At 71.6% G+C, this 14,328-nt stretch carries 16 protein-coding genes; 9 read left to right on the plus strand and 7 right to left on the minus strand.

The genetic code is table 11. The annotated features are described in order from the left end of the window. Genes ACIQTP_RS17090 through ACIQTP_RS17100 form a run of 3 tightly spaced genes read left to right on the plus strand, consistent with a single transcriptional unit; the run spans position 1 to position 1,527 of the window. Complete coding sequence (locus ACIQTP_RS17090) at positions 1 to 474, plus strand: roadblock/LC7 domain-containing protein (protein WP_054228754.1); 474 nt, start codon at positions 1 to 3, stop codon at positions 472 to 474. Positions 475 to 533: 59 nt separating this feature from the next. Continuing rightward, positions 534 to 965 (plus strand): DUF742 domain-containing protein, encoded by a 432-nt coding sequence (locus tag ACIQTP_RS17095; protein ID WP_060898551.1) that lies wholly within the window; start codon positions 534 to 536, stop codon positions 963 to 965. Further along, complete coding sequence (locus tag ACIQTP_RS17100; RefSeq protein ID WP_054228753.1) at positions 916 to 1,527, plus strand: ATP/GTP-binding protein; 612 nt, start codon at positions 916 to 918, stop codon at positions 1,525 to 1,527. Before ACIQTP_RS17095 ends, ACIQTP_RS17100 begins: the two co-directional genes overlap by 50 nt. Positions 1,528 to 1,581: 54 nt before the next feature. Here the strand turns inward: ACIQTP_RS17100 and ACIQTP_RS17105 are convergent, their stop codons facing one another. The 3 genes from ACIQTP_RS17105 to ACIQTP_RS17115 are packed head-to-tail and all read right to left on the minus strand — an operon-like array spanning position 1,582 to position 4,093. After that, positions 1,582 to 2,256: an ABC transporter permease gene (locus tag ACIQTP_RS17105; protein WP_060898546.1), complete on the minus strand. Its 675-nt coding sequence runs from the start codon at positions 2,254 to 2,256 to the stop codon at positions 1,582 to 1,584. Further along, positions 2,253 to 2,960: an ABC transporter permease gene (locus ACIQTP_RS17110; protein ID WP_403400618.1), complete on the minus strand. Its 708-nt coding sequence runs from the start codon at positions 2,958 to 2,960 to the stop codon at positions 2,253 to 2,255. Before ACIQTP_RS17110 ends, ACIQTP_RS17105 begins: the two co-directional genes overlap by 4 nt. Next, positions 2,957 to 4,093: an ABC transporter ATP-binding protein gene (locus tag ACIQTP_RS17115; RefSeq protein ID WP_403400620.1), complete on the minus strand. Its 1,137-nt coding sequence runs from the start codon at positions 4,091 to 4,093 to the stop codon at positions 2,957 to 2,959. The genes ACIQTP_RS17110 and ACIQTP_RS17115 overlap by 4 nt, the downstream gene beginning before the upstream one ends. 285 nt (positions 4,094 to 4,378) lie before the next feature. Between ACIQTP_RS17115 and ACIQTP_RS17120 the strand changes: the two genes are divergently transcribed. Next, positions 4,379 to 6,463 (plus strand): GH92 family glycosyl hydrolase, encoded by a 2,085-nt coding sequence (locus tag ACIQTP_RS17120; protein WP_402039730.1) that lies wholly within the window; start codon positions 4,379 to 4,381, stop codon positions 6,461 to 6,463. A 32-nt stretch (positions 6,464 to 6,495) separates the two neighbouring features. Here the strand turns inward: ACIQTP_RS17120 and ACIQTP_RS17125 are convergent, their stop codons facing one another. Beyond that, a complete protein-coding gene (locus ACIQTP_RS17125) occupies positions 6,496 to 7,275 on the minus strand; it encodes a DeoR/GlpR family DNA-binding transcription regulator (RefSeq protein ID WP_403400622.1) in 780 nt (259 codons plus the stop codon). 155 nt (positions 7,276 to 7,430) lie between these two features. Between ACIQTP_RS17125 and ACIQTP_RS17130 the strand changes: the two genes are divergently transcribed. Further along, a complete protein-coding gene (locus tag ACIQTP_RS17130; protein WP_403400623.1) occupies positions 7,431 to 8,321 on the plus strand; it encodes an SIS domain-containing protein in 891 nt (296 codons plus the stop codon). 32 nt (positions 8,322 to 8,353) lie between these two features. Continuing rightward, the gene (locus tag ACIQTP_RS17135; RefSeq protein WP_403400625.1) at positions 8,354 to 9,205 is read left to right on the plus strand and encodes a ketose-bisphosphate aldolase; all 852 of its coding nucleotides are present in this window, start codon (positions 8,354 to 8,356) and stop codon (positions 9,203 to 9,205) included. Between the two features lie 2 nt (positions 9,206 to 9,207). On the opposite strand, the gene ACIQTP_RS17140 is transcribed toward ACIQTP_RS17135, so the two are convergent. Both ACIQTP_RS17140 and ACIQTP_RS17145 read right to left on the minus strand, forming a co-directional pair. Beyond that, positions 9,208 to 9,489 (minus strand): hypothetical protein, encoded by a 282-nt coding sequence (locus ACIQTP_RS17140; RefSeq protein WP_403400627.1) that lies wholly within the window; start codon positions 9,487 to 9,489, stop codon positions 9,208 to 9,210. Continuing rightward, positions 9,486 to 10,319: a phytanoyl-CoA dioxygenase family protein gene (locus tag ACIQTP_RS17145; RefSeq protein ID WP_403400629.1), complete on the minus strand. Its 834-nt coding sequence runs from the start codon at positions 10,317 to 10,319 to the stop codon at positions 9,486 to 9,488. Before ACIQTP_RS17145 ends, ACIQTP_RS17140 begins: the two co-directional genes overlap by 4 nt. Positions 10,320 to 10,390: 71 nt before the next feature. Between ACIQTP_RS17145 and ACIQTP_RS17150 the strand changes: the two genes are divergently transcribed. Further along, positions 10,391 to 11,164 (plus strand): helix-turn-helix domain-containing protein, encoded by a 774-nt coding sequence (locus ACIQTP_RS17150; protein WP_403400631.1) that lies wholly within the window; start codon positions 10,391 to 10,393, stop codon positions 11,162 to 11,164. Here the strand turns inward: ACIQTP_RS17150 and ACIQTP_RS17155 are convergent. After that, a complete protein-coding gene (locus ACIQTP_RS17155; RefSeq protein WP_403400633.1) occupies positions 11,154 to 12,299 on the minus strand; it encodes a methyltransferase in 1,146 nt (381 codons plus the stop codon). The genes ACIQTP_RS17150 and ACIQTP_RS17155 overlap by 11 nt on opposite strands. An 82-nt stretch (positions 12,300 to 12,381) precedes the next feature. Between ACIQTP_RS17155 and ACIQTP_RS17160 the strand changes: the two genes are divergently transcribed. Together ACIQTP_RS17160 and ACIQTP_RS17165 are read left to right on the plus strand one after the other, a co-directional pair. Then, positions 12,382 to 13,083 (plus strand): alpha-ketoglutarate-dependent dioxygenase AlkB family protein, encoded by a 702-nt coding sequence (locus tag ACIQTP_RS17160; protein WP_403401039.1) that lies wholly within the window; start codon positions 12,382 to 12,384, stop codon positions 13,081 to 13,083. Next, positions 13,080 to 14,324, plus strand: coding sequence for an ROK family protein (locus ACIQTP_RS17165; protein ID WP_403400635.1), 1,245 nt, complete (start codon positions 13,080 to 13,082; stop codon positions 14,322 to 14,324). Before ACIQTP_RS17160 ends, ACIQTP_RS17165 begins: the two co-directional genes overlap by 4 nt. The last annotated feature ends 4 nt before the right edge of the window (positions 14,325 to 14,328 follow it).

A 14,328-nucleotide genomic window follows, 5' to 3' on the forward strand; every position in this document is an offset into this window, starting at 1 on the left:
ATGTGGACAGGTGGACCGGAGTCCGCGGCCGTGGAACAGGCGACGGACGTGAAGGCCGCCGCTGCCGACTTCAATTGGCTGCTCAATCGTTTCGCCACCGAGACCGCCGGCGTCGTCGACGTGATCGGGGTGTCCTCCGACGGTCTGTTGATCGCGGTGTCCCAACTGCGCGGCAAGGCGGACTCGGAGCGGCTCGCGGCCATCGTCTCCGGGATCACCAGCCTCGCCATGGGCGCGTCCGGCAACTACGGCCTCGGCGGGCTCAACAAGGTCATCATCGACCTGGAGGAAGGGCATGTCCTGGTGTCCGCGCTCGGCGCGGGCGCGGTGCTCGGCGTGGTCGCCTCCAAGGAGGCGAAGCTCGGGAACATCGCGTACGAGATGACCCTCTTCGCCAACCGCGCCGGCGCCGCTCTGAGCCCGCAACTGGTCATGGAGCTCAAGAACACCGTGGGGATCGCGCCGACCGGTTGACGGTCGGCGGGGGCGTCACGAGGGCCGGGACGACCCGCGAGGTGAAGGGTGAGGACGAGATGACGGCCGGCGAGCCATCAGCCGCCGACGACGACGCATGGGGAGCGGAGCACCCCCCGTCGATCGTCCGGCCATTCCTGCTGACCGCGGGGCGGATCGCCGGCGGTGACAGTCTGGTACCGACGATTCCGATCGAGACGCAGGTCGTCGCGACCGATCTCGGTCTGGCCACGCTGGACGCCTTCGTCTTCGACCAGCACCGCGACATCATCACGGTCTGCCGCCAGCCGCAGTCGCTGGCGGAGATCGCGGCGAAACTGCGGATGCATTTGAATGTGATCAGGGTGCTCGCCGACGATCTGCGCGCCGACGGTCAACTGGCCTTGTACGCACCGCAGGCCGAATCCGCCCGCGACGCCACCGTATTGCGAAGGGTTATCGATGGTCTCCGAGCTATCCCCGACTCCCGGGGCGCGATCCGTGAGCGCTGACACCGAGGGTCCCCGGCCGCCGATGCCGGTGAAGATGGTGATCGCGGGCGGCTTCGGCGTGGGCAAGACCACCACCGTGGGTGCCATCTCCGAAATCGAGCCGCTCACCACCGAGGCGTCCATCACCTCGGTCGCCGCGGGCATCGACGACCTCTCCCACACCCCGGAGAAGATGACGACCACCGTCGCCATGGACTTCGGCTGTGTCACGCTCGACCCGACCCTGAAGCTCTATCTGTTCGGCACCCCCGGCCAGGAACGCTTCGGGTTCATGTGGGACGACCTGGTCGAGGGGGCCCTCGGCGGGCTCGTCATCGTCGACACCCGCCGACTGGACGACTGCTACGCGGCCGTCGACTACTTCGAGCACCGCGAGATCCCCTTCGCGGTGGCCGTCAACGCCTTCGACGGCAAGGTCGAACACGACCTGAACGACGTACGGTGGGCCCTCGACGTCGGCGACCATGTGCCGCTCACCGTGTTCGACGCCCGCGAACGCGGGTCCGTACGAGACGCGCTCCTCGTCGTCCTCGAACACGCCCTGGCGACCGCACAGCAGTGAACGTGGGAAGAGGGGGGACGGGCCTTGTGGCCCGTCCCCCCTCTTCCTTCTTCCTCAGGCCGTACGGCGCCTGCGCACCCCCGGGGACACCGCCACCCGGGCAATGGCCCAGAACAGCACCAGCACGAGCAGCGCCAGGATCGCGGTGAGGGCCGCGCCGCCCACCACCTTCTCGTAGTTGCGCTGGTAGAGGCCGTCCAGGATGTAACGGCCGACCCCGCCGAGGCTCACATAGGCCGCGATGGTCGCCGTGGACACGATCTGGATCGCCGCCGAACGCAGACCGCTGAGGATCAGCGGCAGCGCCGCCGGCACCTCGACCTGGAACAGGACCTTCCCCTCCGGCATACCCATGCCGCGGGCGGCGTCGACGGGGGAGGGATCCAGGGTGCGGATCGCCTCGTACGTGGTGATGAGGATCGGCGGGACCGCCAGCACCACGAGCGGGATCATCACGGGCACGATGCCGAGGCCGAGCCAGACGAACATCAGCACCAGCAGCCCGAAGGTGGGCAGCGCCCGGGCACCCGCCGACACGAAGGCCAGCGCGTTGCCGCCACGTCCGGTGTGTCCGGTGACCAGGCCGACGGGCAGACCGACGGCCGCGGCGATCGCGAGCGCCCCGGCGGTGTACTGGAGGTGTTCCCACACGCGCTGCGGGATTCCGTCGTACCCGTGCCAGTGGGAGCCGTCGGAGAAGAAGGACTGAATGAAGTTGAGTACGTTCACGAGACGCTCTCCGGTGTGCGGGCGGCGCCCGCGATCGTGGACGTACGGCGTGCGGCCTTGCGGCCGGAGACCGGCTGCCAGGGGGTGAGCACGCGGCGCAGCAGGACGAGCACGGCGTCGACCAGTACCGCGAGAACGGCGGTGGTGACCACCGAGTTCACGGCGAGGAGAGGGCGGTGGTAGAGCATCGCGGTGGTGAGCAGGTTGCCGAGCGCCCCCTGGTTGCCGATCAGCGAGCCGACGCTGACCAGGCTGATGCTGGACGCGGTCGCCACGCGCAGTCCGGCCATGATCGCGGGTACGGCGATGGGCAGTTGGACCTGGAGGTAGCGCCGCAGCGATCCGATGCCCATCGCCGCGGCGGCGGCGTTCGTCTCCTCGGGGACCGAGCGGACGCCGTCGACGACCGCCGGGACGAGAACCACCAGACTGTAGAGGGTCAGCGGGATCATCACGGTGGTCTTGCTCAGCCCGGTGTAGTCGATGAGCACCACGAAGAAGGCGATCGACGGGATCGCGTACAGCACCGTGGTGATCCAGAGAACCGGCGGATAGATCCAGTTGACGCGGACGCACAACAGGCCGATCGGCAGCGCCAGCACGAGACCGACGAGAACCGGGACCAGCGCCTCCTGCATGTGTGTGGAGATCAGGCCGAAATAGCTGCTCTGGAGGTCGCTCGGGATGTCGAAGAAGCCGTTCATCGCGCGGCCTTCACCGTGGAGACGCCCTCGGAGTCCGCGGCGCGGCGCTGCCTGGCCGCGCGGATCGCCGCGGCGACCGTCTCCTGCCCGGCGAGCCCCAGCACGCGTCCCGCCCCGTCCACGGCGACCGCCTGACCGGTGGGCGAGAGCACCGCCCGGTCCAGCGCGACCCGCAGCGAGTCCTTGCCGACCTCGAAGGCCTGCCCGTACGGCTCCAGTGCCTGGACGTCACCGGCCCACACCGTCAGGTCGGCCCAGCCCAGCGGCTTTCCGTCCGCGTCGGTGACCAGGACCGGCCCCTCGCCGCCCGACTTCCCGGCGAGCTGCTGCCAGTCGCTGCCGACCGGGAAGACCTGGGAGCGGTCGAGTTCGAGGTCGCGGGTGGACAGGAACGACAGCCCGCGGATGCCCCGGTCGCCGCCGAGGAACTCCTCCACGAACGCGTCGGCGGGCGCCGACAGCAACTCGTCGGGGGCGGCGAACTGGGCGAGCTTGCCACCGGTGCGCAGTACGGCGACACGGTCACCGATCGTGATGGCCTCGTCCATGTCGTGGGTGACGAACACGATGGCCTTGCCCAGCTCGCCCTGGATGCGCAGCAACTCCTCCTGCAGACCACGGCGGACGACCGGGTCGACGGCGGAGAAGGGCTCGTCCATCAGCAGGATCGGCGGGTCGGCGGCGAGTGCGCGCGCGACACCGACGCGCTGCTGCTGGCCGCCGGAGAGCTGGTACGGGTAGCGGCGCGCCATCGCCGGGTCCAGGCCCACCCGTTCCATCAGTTCCGCCGCGCGGGCGCGGGCTCGCTGCTTGGACCAGCCGAGCAGCCGCGGCACCGTGGCGATGTTGTCGAGGATCGTGCGGTGCTGGAAGAGCCCCGCGTTCTGGATGACGTAACCCATGGACTGGCGCAGCGCGTTGACCGGCTTGCGCAGGATGTCCTCGCCGTTGACGCGGATCGTGCCGCTGCTGGGCTCGATCATGCGGTTGATCATCCGCAGTGTGGTGGTCTTGCCGCACCCCGAAGGCCCGACGAGCACGGTGATCGAGTGGTTCGGTATCTGGAGGGACAGGCGATCGACGGCCACCGTGCCGTCGGCATATCGCTTGCTGACATCTTCGATGGCTATCAAGCGTCGAAACCCTTCGGGAACGGCTGTGATCGGACGTGACCGGATCACATGCACGAGGGTGCGTAGTCTAGCCAGTTGGCGCGTGCGTTCGGGTACCACAGGGTGGCCGGTTGTGGAGGGTGCGCAGGTGGAGCCCGTCGCGTCGCACGAGCCGCTCGGGTAGGCGCGGGCGCTCCGCCATGCGGGTGATCTCCGGGCGTGGCGGCGCGGAGGCGATGACATCCCTGGGGAGACTGTCGCCCTCATACCCTGACGCCCCTCCCGCCACAGCCCGGAGAGACCCACTTGCGATTCCCCTTCCGCCGGGCCGCGCTGGCCGGCGCCGCCGTGCTCGTCGTGTCGTCCGCCCCGGCCGCTCCCGCCGCCGCGGACGACACGGTGGCCGACCCGGCCCAGTACGTGAACCCCTTCGTCGGTACCGCGCCCGGAGGGGCCGATTTCGGCCATGGCGGTGGTGCCGGAAACACCTTCCCCGGCGCGACCGCGCCGCTCGGCGGGGTGCAGTGGAGCCCGGACACGGTGACCTACCAGCACGGCGGGTACGCGTACGGGGACAACCGGATCAGAGGGTTCAGCCTCACCCACATCTCCGGGGCCGGCTGCAGGGACTACGGCAATGTGCCCTTCATGCCGATGCTCGCCGGCGACACCAGCGGGCAGGCGACCTTCTCGCACGCCAACGAGCAGGCGACGCCCGGAAACTACCGGGTCACCTTCGACAACGGCATCGGCAGCGAACTCACCGCCACCCAGCGCTCCGGCATCGCCCGCTTCACCTACCCGGCCACCGACGACCGCCCCGCCGCGCTGAGCGTCGACGCGGGCAAGGCGTTCAACTCGGCGACGGGAACGGTCGACATCGGCACCGACACCCTGTCCGGATTCACCGACAGCGGCGGCTTCTGCAAGTCAGCCAACCGCTACCGGCTCTACTTCCACGCCGTGTTCGACCACCCCTTCGCCCACGTCGTCCACCCCGACGGCAGGCCGGGCGCCGCGCAGGTCTCCTTCGGCCCCGACGTACACACGGTGACCGTCCGTGTCGGCGTATCCTTCGTCAGCGTCGACGGCGCCCGTGGCAACATCGCCGCCGAGCAGCACACGAACCCGTACGACCAGATCCGGCGGGCCGCCCGCGACCGGTGGAACGACTGGCTCGGCCGCATCAGTGTCGGCGGCGGCACCGACACCCAGCGCCGGGTCTTCTACACCGCCCTGTACCACTCGCTCCTGCACCCCAGCGCCTTCAGCGACGCCGACGGCCGCTACCCCGGCATGGACGGCCGCATCCACACCACCCCCGCCGGACACGTCCAGTACGCGAACTTCTCCGGCTGGGACGTCTACCGCTCCCAGGTCCAGCTGATCGCCCTGCTGGCCCCGCGCGAAGCCTCAGACATCGCGCAGTCCGTCCTCAACCAGGGCCTCCAGGCGGGCTACTTCGACCGCTGGACCCTCGCCAACGGCGGTACCGGGGTCATGGTCGGCGACCCGCTGCCCGTCATCGCCTCCGCCGTGTACGCCTTCGGCGCCACCGACTTCGACGCCCGCGGCCTGCTGCGCGCCGCCATGGCGGGCCGCGAGGACGAGCGCCAGCGGCCCGGACACGCGCAGTACGACGCCCTCGGCTACATCCCCGCCGGCACCAAGGGAGTGTGGGGCTCGGCGGCCACCACCCTCGAATACGCCGTCTCCGACTACGCGTTGGCCCAGCTCGCCCACCGTCTGGGCGACACCGCCGCCTACGGCACCCTGCTGAAGGCCTCCGGGAACTGGCGCAACCTCTTCAACCCCGCCACCGGTTACCTCCAGCCGCGCGCGGCCGACGGCACCTGGCCGGCCTTCACCCCCGCGCAGACGAACGAGTACGTCGAGGGGAACGCCGCCCAGTACACCTGGATGGTCCCGCACGACCTGCCCGGGCTCTTCACCCTGATGGGCGGGAACGCCGCCGTCACCGCCCGCCTCGATACCTTCTTCACCCAGCTCAACGCGGGCGGCACCCAGCCCTACGCCTACCTCGGCAACGAGCCGTCGTTCGACACCCCTTGGGCGTACGACTTCGTCGGCCGCCCCGACCGCGCCCGTGACACCGTCCGCCGCGCCCTGACCACCCTGTTCAGTGACCGCCCCGACGGCCTCGTCGGGAACGACGACCTCGGCGCGATGTCCTCCTGGGCCGTGTGGGCGAGCCTCGGCATGTACCCGCAAGCCGTCGGCACCGGGCAACTCGCCCTGGCCGACCCGGCGTTTCCCCGTGCCGTCGTGCACCGTCCGGGCGGCCCGAGGACGGTGCTCGTCGCGCCTGACGCCTCCGCCACCAGCCGAGACATCCGCACGCTCACCGCGCCGCGGCGGAAGGGTTCGTGAAACAGGCGTCGAGGCAGCGGGGGCCGGGGTCGTCAGACGGCGACGACCTCGACCCCCGCCTCCGTGAAGCGCCGCACGGTCTCCTCGTCCACCGCCGAGTCGGTCACCAGTGTGTCCACCGACTCGGCCGCGCAGATCCGGGCGAAGGCGCGCCGGCCCAGCTTGCTGGAGTCGGCGGCGACGATCACACGCTCGGCGCGCTCGCACAGCAGCCGGTTGATCGCCGCCTCGGCCTCGTCGTGGGCGGCGGCCCCGTGCGTCACGTCGAAGGAGACCACGCCCAGCACGGCGACATCCATGGTGATCTGGCTGAGCACACCGTCCGCGAGCGGCCCGACCAGCTCGTAGGACTGCGGGCGGGCCACACCGCCGGTCAGCACGATCTTGAACTGGGGCCGCACGGCCAGTTCGCTCGCGATGTTGAGCGCGTTCGTCACCACGGTCAGCGCGGGCGACCCCGAGGCGAGATCGGGGCGCAGGGCCAGTGCGCGGGCCACCTCGGTGGTGGTCGTGCCGCCAGTCAGGCCCACCGCCTCGCCGGGCACGACGAGATCGGCCACCGCCTTCGCGATGCGCTGTTTCTCCGAGGCGTGCCGGGCGGTCTTGTAGCGCAGCGGCAGTTCGTACGACACCCCGTGGACGACCGCGCCGCCCCGGGTGCGTACGAGCATCTGCTGCTCGGCGAGTTGGTCGAAGTCGCGCCGGATCGTGGCGGGCGACACCTCCAGCTCGGCCGCGGCTTGCTCGACCTCCAGCCGGCCCCGCTCCACGAGCAGTTCCAGCAGCGCCTTCCAGCGGGCGTCGCGCGACATCCGCACTCTCCGTTCCTCGATCCTTCGCGACCCTAGCGCACCCCCGGCGTGCCGCATTCCGTGGCATTTTCGACGTCACAATGCTTGATTGTGCTCGAAAGTAAGCCTTAAATTGCACTATCTTGCATGGAGGACTTCAGAGGGAGGGGTACGGCATGACCCATGCCGAGCACGAGCTGAACAGCCAGCCCGAGTGCTGGATCCGCGCCGCCGAGCAGGCCAAGGCGCACGGCGGCGCACTGCCGGAAGTGGGGGAGCGGGTCGCGATCGTGGGCTGCGGAACCTCCTTCTTCATGGCGCAGGCCGCCGCCGCGCTGCGCGAAGGGTCCGGGCAGGGCGAGACGGACGCCTTCGCCGCGTCGGAGTTCCCGGCCGGCCGCTCCTACGACCGCGTGGTCGCCCTCACCCGCTCCGGCACCACCACCGAGGTGCTCGAACTCCTCGGGCGGCTGCGCGGACGCACCCCGACGACCGCGATCACCGCCGACCCCGCGACCCCCGTGATGGACCTCGCGGACGACCTCGTCGTACTCGGCTTCGCGGACGAACGCTCCGTGGTGCAGACCCGGTTCGCGACCACCGCGCTCACCCTGTTCCGCGCCCACCTCGGACTGCACACCGACGCCGTCGTCGCCGACGCGCGCACCGCGCTCGCGACCCCGCTGCCCGAAGGGCTCGTCGACTGCGCGCAGTTCACCTTCCTCGGCCGCGGCTGGACCGTCGGGCTCGCCAACGAGGCCGGGCTCAAGATGCGCGAAGCCTCCCTGGCCTGGACCGAGGCGTACCCGGCGATGGAGTACCGGCACGGGCCCATCAGCATCACCACCGAAGGCACGGCCACCTGGATGCTCGGCGAGGCCCCCGAAGGGCTGGCCGAGCAGGTACGGGCCACGGGGGGACGGTGGGTGGCGGGTGAACTCGACCCGCTCGCCGAACTCGTCCGCGCCCAGCGGCTCGCGGTCGCCGTCGCCGCGGCGCGCGGGCTCGACCCCGACCGGCCCCGCCACCTCACCCGCTCGGTCGTCCTCGCCCCGTCGGCCCGCTGAGCCGGCGGGCCGCGCACCCAGAAGGAGGAGTTGTGCCACTCGCAGCCACCGGTGACCTGGTCACCGCCGCGGCCGGGGCGCGGACCGCCGTCGCCGCGTTCAACATCATCACCCTGGAGCATGTCGAGGCCGTCATCGCGGGCGCCGAGTCCGTGGCCGCCCCCGTCGTCCTCCAGGTCAGCGAGAACGCCGTGAAGTTCCGCTACGGACGGCTGCTGCCGCTGGCCCGCGCCGCCGCCGCGGCCGCCGAACGCGCCTCGGTGCCCGTCGCGCTGCATCTCGACCACGTCCAGAGCGACGACCTGCTGCGCCAGGCGTCCGCCGCCGGATTCAGCTCGGTGATGTACGACGCGGCCCGGCTGCCGTACGAGGAGAACCTCGCCGCCACCCGGGCCGCCGCCGACTGGGCACACGCCCAAGGCCTTTGGATCGAGGCCGAGTTGGGGGCGGTGGGAGGCAAGAACGGTGAGCCGCCGCTCGACGCGCACGCGCCCGGCGCCCGCACCGACCCCGCCGAGGCACGCGCCTTCGCGGCCGACTCCGGCGTCGACGCCCTGGCCGTGGCGATCGGCAGCTCGCACGCGATGACCACCCGCACCGCCGCCCTCGACCACGACCGCCTCAAACGGCTGACCGCGGCGCTCGGCGTGCCGCTCGTCCTGCACGGCTCCTCCGGAGTGCCGGACGACCAACTGGCCGCGGCCGTCGCGGGCGGCATCGCCAAGGTCAACGTCGGAACCGCCCTGAACATCGCGATGACCGGCGCCATCCGGGAGTTCCTCGCCGCCCACCCCGAAGCCGTCGACTCCCGCAAGTACCTCAGCGTGGGGCGGGAGGCGATGGCAGGGACGGTGGCGCGCCTGATCCGCGTACTGAGCGCCTGACCTCAGCGGCCCCCGACGTCGACCAGCTTCTCGAAGAAGAACTCGTGCTTGAGGAACGACACGTCGTACTCGCCCCCGGGACACGGCGGGATCAGCTGCGCCGCCTGGAAGAGCCGCCAGCCGTCCTTCAGGGCGTCCACACCCGACGCGTACGGCGGCTCGTCGCTGTCCCCGGTCGTGGGGGACGTGCGGCCGGTGCCGTCGTAGACCGACCAGCCCACCACCTCCGCGTCCAGGGCGGAGGTGGCCAGGTAGAGGACCAGAACCTGCTGACGGACACTCATACGGCCTCCTCCTGGGGGTGGTTGGAGACCCGGGTCACCCAGTGGTCCAGGTCGAAGGAGTCGTCCCCGGTGAGCGCGCGCCACAGCAGGATCCGGCGGTAGATCTCGAGGCGGCCGGTGGCGGGCTCGTACCAAGGGAACGTCGTGGAGAGTTCCCCGGCGACCCCCGGGTCGCCGAGGTCCGAGGTGTCCCACAGCCGCCGCTGCCGCACGGTCGGGTTGAAGCGGATCTTGAACATATAGCGGACCACGTCGCTGTCGTTGCGCCGCCCGCCGTGCCACAGGCCATGGTGCAGAAACACCACGGTGCCCGCCGGGCAGACCAGCCGGCTCTGCCCGCGCAGATTCTGGTAGCGCCCGGTGTCCGTCTCGTTGGTGCGCCGCAGATGGCTGCCCGGCACGCTGAGCGTGCCGCCCATGCCGAGGGTGACGTCCTGCGGGTAGTACATCAGCTGCACGTCGAAGGCGTCGGTGCGCACATCGATGATCGCGTCACCGTGCAGCGGCTGCGCCCGCCCCTCGTGCGGCTCGCGGATGTGGACGTAGTGGTGGTCGACGGTGGGGCCGGGCCCGACGAGGCTTCGCAGGGCCCCGGCCACGGCGGGGAGTTCCAGCAGCCGACGGACGAAGGAACCCGCCGGGTAGGCGGTCGGCACGGAGCTGCCGTAGGGCACCGCGGGGATGCCCGCGCGCAGCACCTCCATGCCCTCGGCGTTCATCTCCGGCGGCACCACGGCGTCCAGCCGCAGCGAGCCGTGGGCCACGAAGTGCGCCACCCGGACCGAACTCAGGAGTGGGGTGCCCGTGGTGTGCTCCAAGGTGTTGGTCATGCGACTCAACGTAGGGTCGAAGCCGCCGTCGGCGCGTTGGCGCGGCTCACCACTGCTGGTAGTTTTTCACCATGCGGGAGACGGAACTGCACCTCGGTGAACCGCCCGCCGTCGTCAACATCGGCGTCGGCGTGCACGGCGTGGCGAGCCGCACGGACGTCTTCCGGCTGCCGGAGCTGTGGCAGCTGCACCTCTACCAGTACGACGCCGAGCTGACCGTCGACGGCACCGCGCACACCATCCGCCCCGGCCGCGTCAGCCTCGTACCGCCCTCCACCACGGTCCGCTACCGCTACCAGGGCCCCTCCGAACACCTCTACGCCCATCTGCGCATCGCCCCCGCGGGACCGCCCCGCACCGTCGCCGTGATGCAGGACGCGGGACCCGAATTCCCCATGCTTTCCAGCCTGTTGCTGAACGCGATCGCGGCGGCCCCCGGCGCGCCCGAGCACACCCGGGCCGAGATCTGGACCGCGCTGTGGCGTATCGCCCGGCTCACCCCGCCCACCGCCACGAGCCGCGGCCCGCACCCGGCGGTCGGCACGGCCATCGCCCACATCGAGGCCCGGCTGGCCGCACCGCTCACCATCCCGGAGATCGCCCGCGCCGCCGGGATCTCCCACAACCACCTCACCCGGCTCTTCCGCGCCGAGACCGGCACCACGGTCGTGGCGTACATCCGCCGCCGCAGACTTCAGCGCGCCCACCATCTGCTGCGCGCCTCGACGCTCTCCATCCCGGCGGTCGCCGCCTCGGTCGGCATCCCCGACCTGCAGGCCTTCAACAAAGCGTGCCGCCGCGAACTCGGCGCCTCGCCCCGTGTGCTGCGCGGGGTTACTTCTTGACGGCCCTCAGGACGACGAACTTCGCGTCGCTCGCCACGAGTTCGCTGTTGCCGAAGAGCCGGCGCAGCTTCAGGTGGTAGCCGAGATGGCGGTTCCCGATGACCCACAGCTCGCCGCCCGGCCGCAGCGCGCGCCGCGCCCCCGAGAACATCCGCCAGGCCGTGGTGTCCGTCGTCGCCTGGTGCGAGTGGAAGGGCGGATTGTTCAGGACGAGATCCACGCTCCCGGCGGGAACGTCCGCGAGTCCGTCGCCCACGCGGAACTCCGCGCCCACGCCCCCGGCGTTCGCCCGGTACGTCTCCTCGGCCGAGGCGACCGCCTGGTACGACTCGTCCACGAACAGCACCTCCGCCTCCGGGTTGGCCAGCGCCATCGCCGTACCGACGACTCCGTTGCCGCAGCCCAGGTCCACGATCCGCTCCGGGCCGCGGCTGCGCGGCAGGTGCTGGAGGAGGAAGCGGGTGCCGATGTCGAGACGGTCGGCGCAGAACACTCCGGCGTGGTTGACGACGGTACGGCCGGAAACCGGTCCGATGTCGTCGGGGAGCCGGTAGCTGTACGGCCAGGGGTTGGCGGCCCGGGCGATCCCGGGGTACGGGGTGCAGAAGATCAGCCGGGCCTTCTTCTCGGCCAGCGAGGTCCGGGTCGGGCCGAGGATCCGCTCGAAGAGGTGCAGCGTCGAGGTGTGGATCTCCTTGACCATGCCCGTGCCCACGACGACGGTCCCCTCGTGCACCCCGGGCGCCAGCCGGTGCAGCTGGTCCTCCAGCAGGGCGAGGCTCTTCGGCACCCGGACGAGCAGGACGTCGATGCGGTCGGGAGGCGTGTCCTGGGTGGTCAGCAGCCGTACCGAGGACGCCTCGACCCCGTTGCGGGCCAGGTTCGCCCGGGTCGCCTCCTGCGCGAGGAAGGAGTCGGTGATCTGTGTCGGCCGGTGCGCCGACAGCGCCGTGGCGAGCGCTCCCCAGCGGTCGCCGACCACCACGACCGGCCCGGACAGCGGCGTTCCGCTCTCCGCGAGGTGCCGCAGCAGATAGGTGTCGGCGGCGTCCCAGGCACGGAGCTGGTCGCGGGGGTTCTCGGGGAAGCGGGCCAGCGCGTACTCGGCCCAGGGCGCGGTCATCCGATCGTTCATCGTGGGTCAAGGCTAGCCGAGCCGCAGCTCAGCCAGGTGCGGGCACGGGACGGGCGGGGTGCGCGAGGATGGTGGCATGTCCATGGATGCTGAGCTGTTCCCCCGGAGCCGGGCGGAGATCGCGCCGGGCGCGGTGCATCTGCCGGACTGGCTGGACCCGGTTGCCCAGCGGGACCTCCTCGAGGCCTGCCGTGCGTGGGCCCGCCCACCGGCCGGACTGCGTACGGTGCGCACGCCCGGCGGCGGCACGATGACCTCCCGGCAGGTGTGCCTGGGCTGGCACTGGTACCCCTACGGGTACGCGCGCACGGTCGTCGACGGTGACGGCACCCCGGTGAAGCCCTTCCCCGCCTGGCTGGACGGGCTCGGCCGCCGTGCGGTCGCGGACACCCTGGGTCCCGAGGCCGCCACCGCCCCGTACGACATCGCACTGATCAATTTCTACGACGCCGACGCCCGTATGGGCATGCATCGCGACAGCGACGAGAAGTCCGACGCGCCTGTGGTGTCGCTGAGCCTCGGCGACACCTGCGTCTTCCGCTTCGGGAACACCGAGTCGCGCTCGCGCCCGTACACGGATGTCGAGCTGCGCAGCGGGGACCTGTTCGTGTTCGGCGGGGCCTGCCGGCTCGCCTACCACGGGGTTCCCCGAGTGCACGCCGATACGGCGCCGCCCGAACTGGGACTGACCGGCCGTCTGAACGTGACGCTACGGGCGAGTGGCTTCCAGGTGCCTTCGGGCGGGGCACCGCACGAGCGGATCATGGGAGACTCGCCCTCATGAACGGCAAGGCGGGCCCCCGGACGGCGGGGGAAGGGAACACGCGGACACGGCTGGACCGGGGGCGCGGGGCGCTCGGACCCGCGCTGGAACTCGTGCACACCGGACGTGCGCCGACGCGTGCCGTACTCACCGCCGAGCTGGGCGTCACCCGGGCGACCGCGGGCGCGGTGGCCGCGGAACTGGAGGCGCTGGGGCTGATCCGGGTCGACGCGCGGCCCGGCGCGGCGGCCGGTTCACAGGGACGGCCCTCACACCGCCTTGAGGTCGCCGAGGACGGTCCCGTCGCGCTGGCCGCGCAGGTGCACGCCGACGGGTTCCGCGCCGCACTGGTCGGTCTCGGCGGCCGGATCGTCGCCACCGCGCCCAGCTGCGAGACCGTCGACGCCGACCCGGCGAAGGTGCTCGGCGCCGTCGTCGAGACCGGTGCGGCGCTGCTCCGTGAGACCGGGCGGCGCTGTGTGGGCGCTGGGCTCGCCGTACCGTCCGCCGTCGCCGAGCCGGACGGGCTCGCCCTCAACCCCCTCCACCTCGCCTGGCCCGCGGGCGCCCCCGTTCGCCGGATCTTCGCCGAGCGGGTGCGCGCTGCAGGCATCGAGGGCCCGGCGTTCGCCGCGAACGACATCAACCTCGCCGCCCTCGCCGAGCACCGCCACGGCGCCGGGCGAGGCGCCCGCGACCTGCTGTGCGTGGCCACCGGGCACCGGGGCGTCGGCGGCGCGCTCGTACTCGACGGGCGGCTGCACACGGGCAGCTCGGGCCTCGCCCTCGAAGTCGGCCACCTCACCGTCAACCCCGAGGGCCGCCCCTGCTACTGCGGCAGCCGTGGCTGCCTCGACGTCGAGGCGGACCCCCTGGCGTTCCTCACCGCGGCGGGCCGCGACCCCGGCCCCGAGGTGTCCCTCCTCCAGCAGGCCAACGACCTGATCCGCACCCGGTACGACCAGGACCCCTCCGTCCGCACGGCCACCGAGGCGCTGATCGACCGCCTCGGCCTCGGCCTCGCCGGACTGGTCAACATCCTCAACCCCGACCGGATCATCCTCGGCGGCCTGCACCGCACCCTCCTCGACGCCGACCCCGGCCGCCTGCGCGCCGTCGTCGCCGACCGCAGCCTGTGGGGCCAGAGCGGCGGCGTACCGATCCTCGCCTGCACCCTGGACCACAACACCCTGGTGGGCGCCGCGGAGTTGGCCTGGCAGCCGGTCCTCGACGACCCACCGGCGGCACTGGCTCGGACCTGAGGCG

The sequence above is a fragment of the Streptomyces sp. NPDC090798 genome (genome assembly GCF_044768965.1).
Classification (GTDB): Bacteria; Actinomycetota; Actinomycetes; order Streptomycetales; family Streptomycetaceae; genus Streptomyces.

Excerpts from the sequence above, each read along its gene's own strand:
- ACIQTP_RS17160 (WP_403401039.1), top strand. The coding sequence starts at position 12,382 with ATGGATGCTGAGCTGTTCCCCCGGAGCCGGGCGGAGATCGCGCCGGGC.
- ACIQTP_RS17145 (WP_403400629.1), bottom strand. The coding sequence starts at position 10,319 with ATGACCAACACCTTGGAGCACACCACGGGCACCCCACTCCTGAGTTCG.
- ACIQTP_RS17165 (WP_403400635.1), top strand. The coding sequence starts at position 13,080 with ATGAACGGCAAGGCGGGCCCCCGGACGGCGGGGGAAGGGAACACGCGG.
- ACIQTP_RS17155 (WP_403400633.1), bottom strand. The coding sequence starts at position 12,299 with ATGAACGATCGGATGACCGCGCCCTGGGCCGAGTACGCGCTGGCCCGC.
- ACIQTP_RS17110 (WP_403400618.1), bottom strand. The coding sequence starts at position 2,960 with ATGAACGGCTTCTTCGACATCCCGAGCGACCTCCAGAGCAGCTATTTC.
- ACIQTP_RS17150 (WP_403400631.1), top strand. The coding sequence starts at position 10,391 with ATGCGGGAGACGGAACTGCACCTCGGTGAACCGCCCGCCGTCGTCAAC.
- ACIQTP_RS17095 (WP_060898551.1), top strand. The coding sequence starts at position 534 with ATGACGGCCGGCGAGCCATCAGCCGCCGACGACGACGCATGGGGAGCG.
- ACIQTP_RS17090 (WP_054228754.1), top strand. The coding sequence starts at position 1 with ATGTGGACAGGTGGACCGGAGTCCGCGGCCGTGGAACAGGCGACGGAC.
- ACIQTP_RS17125 (WP_403400622.1), bottom strand. The coding sequence starts at position 7,275 with ATGTCGCGCGACGCCCGCTGGAAGGCGCTGCTGGAACTGCTCGTGGAG.
- ACIQTP_RS17130 (WP_403400623.1), top strand. The coding sequence starts at position 7,431 with ATGACCCATGCCGAGCACGAGCTGAACAGCCAGCCCGAGTGCTGGATC.
- ACIQTP_RS17140 (WP_403400627.1), bottom strand. The coding sequence starts at position 9,489 with ATGAGTGTCCGTCAGCAGGTTCTGGTCCTCTACCTGGCCACCTCCGCC.
- ACIQTP_RS17100 (WP_054228753.1), top strand. The coding sequence starts at position 916 with ATGGTCTCCGAGCTATCCCCGACTCCCGGGGCGCGATCCGTGAGCGCT.